Annotated in this window: 10 protein-coding genes; 2 read left to right on the top strand and 8 right to left on the bottom strand. The window is 42.2% G+C overall.

Annotated elements, in window-relative coordinates; genetic code table 11:
- Positions 1–49: 49 nt before the first annotated feature.
- Together KFO40_RS11015 and KFO40_RS11010 are read right to left on the bottom strand one after the other, a co-directional pair.
- Positions 50–325, bottom strand: a complete 276-nt coding sequence (locus KFO40_RS11015; protein ID WP_211146360.1) for a LysO family transporter — start codon at positions 323–325, stop codon at positions 50–52.
- 569 nt (positions 326–894) lie between these two features.
- Entirely contained in the window at positions 895–1,827 is a 933-nt protein-coding gene (locus tag KFO40_RS11010; protein WP_211146359.1) for an SDR family oxidoreductase, read from the bottom strand.
- A 205-nt stretch (positions 1,828–2,032) separates the two neighbouring features.
- On the opposite strand from KFO40_RS11010, the gene KFO40_RS11005 reads away from it, so the two are divergent.
- A complete protein-coding gene (locus KFO40_RS11005; protein ID WP_008022591.1) occupies positions 2,033–3,202 on the top strand; it encodes an RtcB family protein in 1,170 nt (389 codons plus the stop codon).
- Positions 3,203–3,485: 283 nt separating this feature from the next.
- Here the strand turns inward: KFO40_RS11005 and KFO40_RS11000 are convergent, their stop codons facing one another.
- The 3 genes from KFO40_RS11000 to KFO40_RS10990 form a co-directional block, all read right to left on the bottom strand.
- A complete protein-coding gene (locus tag KFO40_RS11000; protein WP_211146358.1) occupies positions 3,486–4,760 on the bottom strand; it encodes a clostripain-related cysteine peptidase in 1,275 nt (424 codons plus the stop codon).
- 422 nt (positions 4,761–5,182) lie between these two features.
- Positions 5,183–6,082, bottom strand: a complete 900-nt coding sequence (locus KFO40_RS10995; RefSeq protein WP_008022588.1) for a helix-turn-helix domain-containing protein — start codon at positions 6,080–6,082, stop codon at positions 5,183–5,185.
- Between the two features lie 30 nt (positions 6,083–6,112).
- Positions 6,113–7,015, bottom strand: a complete 903-nt coding sequence (locus KFO40_RS10990) for a helix-turn-helix domain-containing protein (protein WP_008022585.1) — start codon at positions 7,013–7,015, stop codon at positions 6,113–6,115.
- A 204-nt stretch (positions 7,016–7,219) separates the two neighbouring features.
- On the opposite strand from KFO40_RS10990, the gene KFO40_RS10985 reads away from it, so the two are divergent.
- Positions 7,220–8,236, top strand: coding sequence for an SDR family oxidoreductase (locus KFO40_RS10985; protein WP_087318113.1), 1,017 nt, complete (start codon positions 7,220–7,222; stop codon positions 8,234–8,236).
- 105 nt (positions 8,237–8,341) lie between these two features.
- On the opposite strand, the gene KFO40_RS10980 is transcribed toward KFO40_RS10985, so the two are convergent.
- From KFO40_RS10980 to aspT, 3 genes are all read right to left on the bottom strand, one after another.
- Positions 8,342–8,890 (bottom strand): hypothetical protein, encoded by a 549-nt coding sequence (locus KFO40_RS10980; protein WP_008640013.1) that lies wholly within the window; start codon positions 8,888–8,890, stop codon positions 8,342–8,344.
- 174 nt (positions 8,891–9,064) lie between these two features.
- Positions 9,065–10,705 carry an aspartate 4-decarboxylase gene (gene aspD, locus KFO40_RS10975; protein ID WP_008640015.1) on the bottom strand — a complete coding sequence of 547 codons (1,641 nt, stop codon included), beginning with the start codon at positions 10,703–10,705 and terminating at the stop codon, positions 9,065–9,067.
- Positions 10,706–10,727: 22 nt separating this feature from the next.
- Positions 10,728–12,422: an aspartate-alanine antiporter gene (gene aspT, locus KFO40_RS10970; protein ID WP_211146357.1), complete on the bottom strand. Its 1,695-nt coding sequence runs from the start codon at positions 12,420–12,422 to the stop codon at positions 10,728–10,730.
- Positions 12,423–12,496 lie beyond the last annotated feature (74 nt).

The raw sequence follows: 12,496 nt of genomic DNA, 5'->3' as shown, positions 1-12,496 counted from the left end.
GAATAAACGCGTCTTTTTTCCTCTTAAAAGAAATCAGACTCCTTTTTTATTATTCGCCTCCTTTTCTAAAAAACAATTGCAGTACCAGACGGGCAGCGATCAGGCTTCCCAATACACCGGACACGGCAAGAACAACTGCCTGCCATCCGAATTTACCGAGATTGTTTACAATCAGGCTATTAGAACCGATAGACACACCGAGAATGAAGAGCAACAAGAATATTGTAAGAGAAATTGTCTTTTCTGTTTTTTGCAAGATACTCCAGTTACGCAATACATAACCGATGCCGATTCCTAAAAACATAGTAGATATAATAGAGAACATAATGTATATATTTTTGGTTAGGTTAAACTGATTATTGACAACACACAAGAGAATTTTCAAAGAAGATGATACATCTGCTTGAAAATCGGAAAGGAATACTGCTGTGAATAGTGAAACAAGTCAGCAGATAGTTCCTGTTAAGAAATAATAGGGTAATTTAGATGAATCCACTGAACCAATGTACATGCACGCAGCAAGACTTACAGAAAGTCGGTATTCCTGCAAGAAAAAGATTAGCGTTATGTAGTTGTAATGTTTGATTCATCATTGGTCTTTTTTGATTTTGGTGCAAAGATAATAACTTATTGCATATTTTCAAAATAAATATGCAATAAATGAAGCGAAAGAATTATTCGGAATGAAATAGATTGTTGTAAAAAGTAGTATTGTTTCCAATTCTACCACTGTCTTCAATTTGGGCACTATCCCGCATTTTGTGTAAATAGCCACTGTTCACCATTTGAGGACTCTCTTATTATATAAATAGAAACCACAGAATTCCTCTTGTAGTTTTCTGTTTACGTAAAATGATGGATAATCCTTGAATAATTGGTAATCTGTCCTCTTCCTTATAAATGTTCCCAGTTCGCAAGAACTTCTTTTAGCTTCTGTGGCTCGTATCCAAGCATTGTTCGTGCTTTATCGATACTCATTCCGCTAAAACGAGGACGGGGAGTGGTTTCATTCATTTCCTCTGTCGTGACAGGATGGATAAGAGAGTGATCCAGTCCCATATAATCTGCTACCTGATAAGCAATCTCCGCAATGCTCATACACTCATCTCCGCAAATGTGAAAGATACCGTTCGTTGTATGTGCTATCAAACGCTGTACACCATCCGATACGTCTCCAACATAAGTCGGTGTCCTCCATTGATCGGATACGACACGGATTTCTTGCCCGGCTTTCAAACGGTTCATTACCAACTGGACGATATTACCGTGTTGTCCCGGCAGCGCTCTGCCATAAACGATTGCTACACGGACAATGGCAAAACTGCTGCAAGTTTCTGCCACTTTCTCTTCTCCTTTCCACTTGGTATATCCGTAATAGTTGACGGGAGCGGGGATGTCTTCTTCTGTGTACAACAGTCCGGCATCTTCATTTATCTTTTCATCGAAAACAAACATCTTTCCATCGAAAACAAAATCCGTCGATAGATGAATGAACCGGCTTTTATATTCTTCGCAAAAAACAGCCAGTTGGCTCACTGCGGTCACATTGGTAAGATAAGCCTCTTCATGATGCGTCTCGCAATAATCCGGTACGGACAGGGCGGAACAATTAATGACCACATCAGGCTGAACCTCCTCAAAAAGACGCTTAATGTCCGCTTCATTCCGTATATCTGTTTCAATGAAACGATATTTCCCTGCATCATTCGGAGAAATATCCGGATGCAGAGAGCACCCCGTTACCTTATATTGTGCATGAACAGACAAATCATTTAATATTTGGCGTCCGGTGAATCCATTGGCGCCGATAATCAATATCTTCTTCATTAGGTTCTATTATATATAGTGTTATAGATATCAAGGCGCCATATCCGGACTTTTTGATGATACAATCATTGCGGAGACACGACTTTTTTGCATATATTTCTACAAAAATAGAAAATAATATCCATTGCGCAAATAGATTTCGTACTTCCCATCTTACTTTGCTCCCGATAACGAGATTTATATGAATGGATAAAAGAAAAGAAGTATGGAAAAAGTAATTATGGGAACACGTTTGCCCGCTAAGCTTTGGTTGAATGAAGTAGAAGACTCTTGTATGTCGCAGATTATGGATTTAACTTCACTTCCTTTTGCGTTTAAACATATTGCCATCATGCCTGATGCCCATGCGGGAAAAGGAATGCCAATTGGCGGTGTGTTGGCTACGAAGGGTGTGATTGTTCCCAATGCTGTGGGAGTGGATATCGGTTGTGGAATGTGTGCGATTAAGACCAATCGAAAAGCGGAAGATTTTAGTTATACGGATTTGACTTCCATCATGTCGAAGATTCGTGCGGCCATTCCCTTGGGATTCGATCATCATACTAAAAAGCAAGATCAGGAGTTACTTCCACAAGGATTCGACCTTGAGGAGATGCCTATATTGAAGAATCAGTACGAGGCTTGTTTGAAGCAGATAGGAACCTTGGGAGGAGGAAACCACTTTATTGAGATTCAGAAAGATACCGAAACGTCTGATGTGTGGGTGATGATTCACTCCGGAAGCCGTAACATTGGTTTGAAGGTTGCCAATCACTATAATAAGATTGCGCAATATTGGAATGAGAAATGGTATTCTGAAATGGTATCGGGACTGGCTTACCTGCCAATGGAGACGCAGATGGCAAAGGATTATTTCCGTGAAATGAATTACTGTGTGGCCTTTGCCTTTGCCAACCGTCAGTTGATGATGACCCGTATCTGTGAAGCCATCCAGGCAGTGAAACCTGAAACGGACTTTGAGCCTATGATTAATATTGCCCACAACTATGCAGCCTGGGAGAACCATTTCGATCAGGATGTGATTGTGCACCGAAAAGGAGCTACGCGTGCCTATGAAGGTGAGATTGGTATTATCCCCGGATCTATGGGTACTAAATCCTATATCGTTGAAGGACTGGGTAATCCGGAGAGCTTCAAAAGCTGTTCGCATGGTGCCGGCCGATTGATGGGAAGAAAAGATGCCTGTCGCCGTTTGTCACTGGATGAAGAGAAAGAGCGAATGAACCAGCAAGGAATCATTCACGGACTCCGTTCGCAGGATGAACTGGATGAAGCGCCGGGAGCTTATAAAGATATTGCGCAAGTGATAGCGAATGAGCGGGATTTGGTGAAACCATTGGTGGAACTTGCTCCAATGGCAGTTATTAAAGGGTGATCGACAGATGTACCAAGAAGAGGAAAACAAAGGCAATTTGGAGTATAGGCATAAAAAAAGGAGCAACGCCTTGCTCCAACCTTTGTTAACCTTAAATCTAATACTATGAAAAACACATTGCAAAGATACGGACTCTTGGGAAATTAGCAAATAATCCAAGAAAAAAAGTATGTTTTATAACATTGATTAAGAATTTGTATTCTCGAATCTATTTTTATTAAGAGATTTGACCGATCACAGACAAGAGTAAAGCTCCATTATCGTACTATTTCTTTTAGTAGCCTTAATGAGTGGCAACATACCACGCTGTTTCGTTCTTTTTCAAAGCAGCTGCACTAGTGCTTGGATCAGAAATAGTGATACCGGAGAAAGTATTGATTTTTTTTCGTTCTCCATAATAGGAGGATATTGCTGTAAAATAATACTCCGTATTCCTTTTATATGGAACTGTGCGTTTCAGTTGTTCGTTGAATTGCTCCAATAAATCAGGATCGGAGCATAGCTTTGCAACATAATCACCACAATCAAAGAATATGGAAGGTTTATATCCGTCTAAACTCTGCAAAGAAGAAATTAATTCTTCGTTAAACGTATAACGTTGATTTATTTCTTTCATAATGGCCGCCAGATTATCCACTTCCGAGCAATCTGTGACACTGATTGTTCCGCAGGGAGTGACATAATTTGAATAAAAAGAATAAAAACCATCACAAATCTTTTCATAATCTATGTTTCCGATTAAGTACTGGCCGATCTTGTCGTATGGCATGCCATAAGCCATGATTTCACTTGTGGATGCTATCAGGTGACTTGTTACGTTTTTAAGGTCATAAGCAACCTCTACTGTCGACATATAGCAGTCGTCGAAAAGGATATACTCCATTTTCAATCCTGCGCTCGATATTCCTTCGGCAAGTGTAGTAATATCTGTCTGATACTTGGATTCTCTGCCTCCGAAGAGACGTGTCATAGGTGTATTCCCATATTCCCAATGTTTTTTAACTGTTTGCAGGCTACTGCGTGATTGCGTTCTTGATACGGGGATCCATCCCATCCCGTGGCATCCGATAATCATTGCATATCGTTTGGCGGGAGAGTAGGTCTGTACATCATTCAGGATAGAAGTGATACCCTCGGCCGTTGTATAGCTGGGAGTCGGATAATTATAGCTTTTTAAAGCCTTCTGCACAGCTGCGCCTTTTTCGTAAGAAAGCTCATAGAGAGTGGCTTTTGTAGCCGTTGTGCACATAAATACGAGAACCCGCTCGTTTTTCAATATATTCTGTCCGATAATACTTTTCAGATCAGCAATATTTTGATAGAAAAAGGAAGTCAGGTCAGTCGACCAAGGCAGATACATAAATACAGTTTGTTCATTATCCGAACGAACCACCGGGTCGGTAGGATCAGGATCTGTCGGATCAGTGTTGTCCGTCTGCCTTGTGTTGGGAGATGTAGAAACCGGATCTTCTTTCTCACACGAAATCATGCCGAAAGAAAGAAATAATACGAAGAGGATTGATTTCATCAGACGATAATATTGTTGCATTGTTTCCATTATTCTACTAAGGATTAAATTTTCTTTTTATATATAACGTAAAAAGAGAACTTTTTGATTTGCTTTACCGGGACATAATTGATACATCTCTCTTTGCAAAGTTACTGAAAAATAGCGTAATTCCAATACCGTCATTCATAAGAAAGAACAGCTGTCCGGGAAATGGTAACTTAGGAAGTTAAAGAGGAGAGTTGACGTATGGACATAAAAAAAGGAGCAACGCCTTGCTCCAACCTTTGTTAACCTTAAATCTAATACTATGAAAAACACATTGCAAAGATACGGACTCTTGGGAAATTAGCAAATAATCCAAGCAAAAAAGTATGTTTCATAACATAGATTAAGAATTGGATATTTCAATTCAAATTTTATTAAGACTTTTTTGTTGCTTTATCGTCCTCCAATCCTTTTAGATTTCATTTCTAGTTAGGTACTCTGAAATCATTCGGAGAGCAACCGGTAACTTTCTTGAATAGCCGGCTGAAATACTGCGGATTCTGGAAACCCAGTTCTCGTGTTATCTGATTAACTGTTTTATCAGTATTCAGCAACCAGTCTTTGGCAATCTCGAAACGTTTGAACTCGATGTATTCTTTAAAAGATTTCCCCGTTTCGTGCTTCAGCAAGTCGTTGAAATATTCAGGAGATAAATGAAGCACGTTAGCGCAATACTCATTTGAAAGCACATCGACACCCGGTACCGGCTTCGTTTCGAAATGGTTATTTATGATTTTATCAAATTGCTTGATAATCTTTTTATTCACTTCGTTACGTGTAATGAATTGGCGTTCGTAGAAACGTACACAGTAATCCAGCAATAGCTCTATATATTTGGAAACTATTTTTTTGCTGTGGCGATCAATACAACGTTCGAGTTCCTGGTTGATTCTGTCCATAAATTCCAGAATGATCTGTTTCTCGCGCAATGATATATGCAGTGCCTCTTCAGGCTGATAAGAGAAGAAAGTATAGTTATCTATATTAAGCCCGAGCGGAGTACCACAAATCAGATCGGGATGAAAAGCCAATATCCATCCTTTGGAAGGAAATCTTTTATTCTTTTCTTTCATGCTGATAGACTCTCCGGGAGTCAGGCAGATCAAAGTACCGTCCGAGAAATCATAATACTGGTGACCATACACATAGGCCTCACATTTACACTCACTCAATAGAATCGTATAAAAGTCGAACTTGATGTCCGTATGAGGCGACAAGTCAGCCTTTGAGAGATCAATGACACTCACTAGTGGATGTAGTGTTTTGCTTCCCAGACAACAATTGCATTGATGCACGGTTCCTATTTTGAGTACTTTATCTCCCATGATGTTGAGACTCCTGTAGCTAAAAAATGCTTAGTTTCTTTGTTTATATTCGTTCGGGGTGCAACCGACATGCTTTTTAAACAATCGGCTGAAGTGTTGTGGATATTGAAATCCCAGTTCATAAGCCACCTGGCTGACAGTTTGAACACCTTCCAGTATTCTTTCTTTTGCCAGTTCGATAATCCGGCACTGGATATATTCCTGTGCAGTTTTTCCTGTTTCCTTCTTTATCAAGTCTCCGAAATAATTAGGAGAGAGACATGCCTTGTCTGCAAAATATTTCACGGATGGCAGTCCTTCGGTTATTGCCACCTGATTCTGGAAGTATTCGTCCAGCAATTGCTCGAATTTTACGATAATATCTTTGTTCGCCTGATTACGTGTAATAAACTGCCGTTCGTAGAAACGCATACAGTAATCCAGCAGCAGTTCGATGTTTCGCACGATGAGTTGCTTGCTGTGTTTGTCGATAGGGTGTTCCAGCTCGATCCTGATTTTATGTATGCAATCAGTTACGATTTCTCTTTCCTGGTCTGAAAGATGCAATGCTTCATTTACCTCGTAAGAGAAAAAAGTATAGTTCTTGATATGCTGTCCTAATGAAGTTCCGCGGATTAAATCGGGATGAAACAAAACGCCGATTGACTTGGTGCGGGGAGCAGGCCTGTTGCGGTTGTCTATTCCGCTCACTTGTCCCGGTGCCATACAAACAACCGTTCCTTCCTGATAATCGTAATTCTTACGTCCATAAGTGAGGTCGCCACATTTTGCATCCTTCAGGAACAAGCAGTAGAATCCGATATTCATACGGATATATTCAACTGACCTGGTGGCTTTTGAGAAGTCGATTACATTCACCAAAGGGTGCAATGTTTCCAGTCCAAACAATTGGTCATACTGATCGACGGTTTCAATTTTTGTTATTTCATCCATATGCTTCTGTTATTAATCTGATACAAAGATAAAACATTTGAAGGTATCTTTTTAATTTCATTCAGCAAATCAGTAATATGGGTATAAGAATCAGTAATCTGTATACTACATAAACTTTCGGGCAGAAAAATAAATGGCAATGATTGCTGGAAGTAAGTGATGGAATTGATATATTTGTTCCGGAGAATATAAAAAACAGGTTTTATGAAAGCATTATTTATTGGAGGAACAGGTACGATTAGTACAGATGTAGTGGCATTGGCGCAACAAAAAGGGTGGGAGATTACTCTCCTAAATCGTGGTTCGAAAAAGATGCCGGAGGGAATTCACAGTATCATTGCGGATATTAATGATGAAGAAGCTGTGGCAAAAGCCATCGTGTCCGAACATTACGATGTGGTTGCGCAGTTCATCGGATATACGGCAGAAGACGTGAAGCGTGATATCCGCCTGTTCCAGAATAAAACGCGGCAATATATCTTTATCAGCAGTGCCTCTGCCTACCAAAAGCCATTGGCCGATTACCGCATAACCGAAAGCACCCCTTTGGTCAATCCCTATTGGCAGTATTCCCGTAACAAGATAGAAGCGGAAGAAGTGCTGATGGCAGCCTATCGCACAAACGGTTTCCCCGTTACAATCGTTCGTCCCAGCCATACCTACAACGGAACAAAACCTCCCGTATCTGTACATGGCGATAAGGGAAACTGGCAGATCCTAAAACGAATCCTTGAAGGTAAACCTGTTATTATCCCCGGCGACGGTTCTTCTTTGTGGACATTGACTCACTCTAAAGATTTTGCCAAAGGTTATGTAGGACTGATGGCGAACCCTCATGCCATTGGGAACGCTTTTCATATCACTATCGATGAAAGCATGACCTGGAATCAGATTTATCAAACCATTGCCGACGCGTTGGGTAAACCTCTGAATGCATTACACGTAGCCTCCGATTTCCTTGCCAAGCATAGCGATCATTATGATTTCAGAGGTGAACTGTTAGGAGATAAAGCAGCTACGGTAGTCTTTGATAACTCGAAGATAAAGCGGTTGGTTCCTGATTTTATATGCAATACTTCCATGGCAGACGGATTACGACAAGCCGTACACTATATGCTTTCCCATCCGGAATCACAAATACCCGATCCGGAATTTGATTCATGGTGTGATCGTATTGCCAACGCAATAAGTGCGGCAGATAAGGCCTTCGAGCTTTCCTAATTCTGTGCCGAACTTACTTAATTTAATTCCGGACTGTCTGATCTAATCTATAGGACTACTTGGTTTTATTTCAGACTTCCGGGGTTGTATATTGAAGTACCTTATTTAATAAGGCGCGTTTCGTCCTTGTTGTACTTCGATTCGTATTCCGAAATTACCATTTGCCGATTTCAGTTCGAATGCTCCCCGGAAATTATTTCTTTCCCAAGGCATAGCGCTGCGGTTAGGCACCCGCCAGCCATCCTTATCATAATCTCCGTAGGTATTGATTCTCATTCCGTTTTTCAGTTTGAAAGACCCCATCTGTATAAACTGTGGAGAAGAGGACAATCCCCAACCATATCCGTAGCCAAAGCCAGAAAAACCAGAGAAAGAAGACGAAGAAAAAGAGTCAGTGAATCCTTGCGAATAAGTAACGTCTGTATTTAAACGAAAGAGCTGATTATAATCTTTCGTCATATTAGGCATCTCTAAATTAAACTTGGGAAGTTCGGGAGTCGCTACATTCATTAACCCCATATCCAGCAGAAAGCCACCAAACTCTTTAATATTGGTGGATGGAGCACGACGAATACTATCGGAAGGAATTTCCGACTGTGCGGATGCAAAACCGACCGATAATATCAGCGAAAGAAATAGAATCAGTTTTTTCATCTTCGTAAAGGTTGATTTACCACAAAGATAGAGATTTTCAACCTGACTATTCGCTTCCGTTATGTTTTCTTAGAAAAAAACTATCTTTTCAGTTATTTACGATTAGGCGATTTACAATGTACGATTGAGGTTACTATCCTCAATCATACGATCGTAAATCGTCTAATCAGTTAATTATTTTGATGCTTTCCATGTTTGGGCATATTCTTCCAACACACACTTGATGCTTTGCCCGATTTTCACATAATCGGCTTCATTCAGATTAGCTAGTGACACACGCACGCTCCATTTCGGTCCGGCAAAGCCACCGCCATTCAACAGTACGAGTGAAGTTTCGTTTGCCAGACGGAAAACCACATCCAGCGGATTGTATGTCTTTTGCAGATAAGCAACGAAGTCATCTCCGTAGAATTTCTTCGCCCATACCAGCATATCAATCTCCGAATAATACCCGGCACGCAGCGGATCCTCTACCAGTGTGAACCCTGTGTTATCCCACAACGCATGCAGGCGGCGATGAATAATTTCCTGCATCTTGGTTTTATAACTGTCTTCTTTATCCAGAAGCGAGAAGATGGCAAACAAACTCATTTGCATTTGTTGGGGCAGAGAAAGCCCTGCGGTATGATTCAGCGCAATCTGCCGGCTGTCAGCCACCATGCGGTCGATAAATTTCATCTTTTCCGGTTGCAGGCTAAGACTGGAATAACGTTTGTTCAATATTGATTTCTGCTCCTCCGACAGGCGGGCAATCATTTTGTCGTAGATGTTGTCTTCGTGTAAAGCAATCACTGCGGTTCTCCATCCCGTAGCTCCGAAATATTTGGAGAACGAATAAACGCAAAGCGTATTGTGTGGCAATTCTGCCATCAATGAACGGAAATGAGGGATAAACGTTCCATACACATCATCCGTAATAATCATCAGGTTCGGATTGTCATTCTTCACAATGTTGATGATACGTTCGGTAGTCTCCCTGCTAAGTGCGTAACTGGGCGGATTACTCGGATTGGTGATAAATAACGCTTTGATCCGCGGGTCTTTCAACTTGTCTATATCTTCATCCTTATACTGCCAGGTGTGCAATCCGTCAGGAGTCATCTGGTCGGCGGAAATTTCGGTAACGTCAAACTGATAGCGTCGCAATTCCGGGATTTCTATATAAGGAGTGAACACGGGAATCATCAAAGCAATGGCATCTCCCTGATTCAACAGGAAATTCTCTTGCAAAGAATCGAACAGATAACACATGGCTGCCGTACCTCCTTCGGTGGCGAAAAGGTCAAAAGTCCCTTTCGGTGGACGGCGGTCACACATCTCTTGTGCCAAGTAATCCTGCACGATTAACTCTGTAAAATGTAAAATACGGTCGGGCACAGGATACTGGTCGCCGATGACCGATTCCGCCCATTCGTGAATCAGCGTATCCGGATCGGCAGCATGCTCCATCAACATATAATTGTAGCCCTCTTTCAGCAGATTAGCCCCCGGAGCTTTTTCATTCTCTTTCAGGAAAGCCTCGAAACGGGCGGCTATTCCAGCCTTTTGCGGAATACCTGCTATTCCTTCTTCCAGTGAAAACGCATGGCGACATTCGCAAAGTCCGAATTGTCCCAACAGAAAAAATGCTTCGCGTGGTTCGGTAGCAATCCAGTTCGGATTACCTCTTCCCGCATTCAGCATGGTATGTGCTATTTTCTTGATACTTTCATCTGCCATATCGATCAGTTTGTTTTTCAGCTCGAACGGGCTGATCGTTTCCATTTTCTTGGCATAACTTTTCGTAATGGCAGGGTTATTTGTTTTCTTTTCCATAATGATATTTATTTATATAGTTTTACATAAGCAACACGATGACGACTCCCCAGATAATCAGTAGCGTATTGCCGACTGCATACGTCACTGTATACCCTAATGCAGGTGTATCACTTTCCACTGCATCCTGAATAGCTCCCAGTGCCGCTGTTGTGGTACGTGCTCCTGCCGTGCATCCCAATGAAAGGGCAGGGTGGAATTTGAACAGGTATCTCGCCATCAGCAATCCTGCGAGAAGAGGGATGGCAGTTGCCAGTGCACCGACAATAAACAGACTGACTCCGACTTCCTTGAATCCGGCTATAAAACTGGGGCCTGCAGCAATGCCGACCACTGCGATAAACATATTCAGCCCTACATTATTCAATACCCATAAAGAGGGTTCGGGGATACCTCCGAAAGTAGGATGCTTGCTGCGTAACCAACCGAACAGAAGTCCGGCAATCAATGCGCCGCCACTGGTAGAAAGACTGATAGGAACACCTCCCAGATGGATAGCCAGTGCACCGAAAAGACCACCGAGCAAAATGCCCAGGCCGACGAAAATCATATCCGTCTGATTGGTCGGACGGTCAATGTAACCCATTTGTTTGGCAGCGCCTTCCACTTCATGTTTAAGACCGGTGAGCTCGAGAATATCTCCCGAATCCACAACTGTTTTGGATAATACCGGAACATTGATTCCGGCACGCTTGATGTTACGGATACTGACTCCGTGCATAAATTTCTGTGCCCGGATTTTGACAACCGTTTCCCCGGCAAACGTCCGGTGAGTCACCATTACGGGAAGAGTTTCCGCCGGAAAATCCAATAATTGTGCGTCGATCACTTCCGGACCGATCCAGTCTTCTTCTCCGATTACAAACTCACGGCGTCCGCTTAGTACCACTTCGTCATTTTTGCGAAGAATCAGGTTCGGATCAACATCTTTCACCACTCCTCTTTGACGAATCCGCTCTACAAACAGCCGTTTATCATTCTTGCATAAATATGTTTCGAGTTCACTGACTTTCTTTCCTTTGCCGAACCATTCATTGGTGATTTTATAGGCACGGAATACCACCGGACGAAGAGCCGGGGAAAATCCGGGTTCATCAGCTTCCGATGTTCCCATTTGAGCCTCCAGTTCTTTGCAGTCGGCTTTCACCTTATCCAGTCCGCCCAGCATTTTAGGGCCGAGGGAAGCCAGAATCCATGCAGAACCGGCTGTACCGAAGATATATGTTACAGCGTAAGCTACTGGAATCGCATTGATGAATGTTGCTTTTTGTGCGTCGCTGATTCCCAATTGGTTGATTGTATCGCTTGCTACGCCGATCACGGCGGATATGGTCTGTGAGCCTGCCAAAAGTCCGGCAGCTTCCCCTACATGGTATCCCATGATTTTGGCGAGTATCCACGGTGCTACCAGGCTGACAATACACATCAGTACAGCGAATCCCACCTGTGGCAGCCCATCCTTTTTCAATCCGCGGAAAAACTGCGGACCTACCTTATAGCCGACGGCAAACAGGAAAAGCAGAAAGAACACAGCTTTCATCGGGCCATCCACAGTGATATTCAGTTGCCCGACCAACACTCCGACCAGCAGAACACTGGTGACTGTCCCCAATGAGAATTTCCCTATTTTGAGTCTGCCCAGCCAGAATCCGGCAAAGAGCGTCAGGAAAATAGCAAGTTCAGGGTGTACCCTTAGTTGATTAATAATCCATTCCATAATTAAGTTGTTGTTTTAGGTTATGTCATTTACAACAGTTATTGCGTGAAAAGAGTTTATAGTGTTTATGATAA

The sequence above is a fragment of the Bacteroides sp. 1001302B_160321_D4 genome (genome assembly GCF_015667765.1).
Taxonomy (GTDB): domain Bacteria; phylum Bacteroidota; class Bacteroidia; order Bacteroidales; family Bacteroidaceae; genus Bacteroides; species Bacteroides xylanisolvens.
This window is presented reverse-complemented; position numbering and strand designations above follow the sequence as displayed.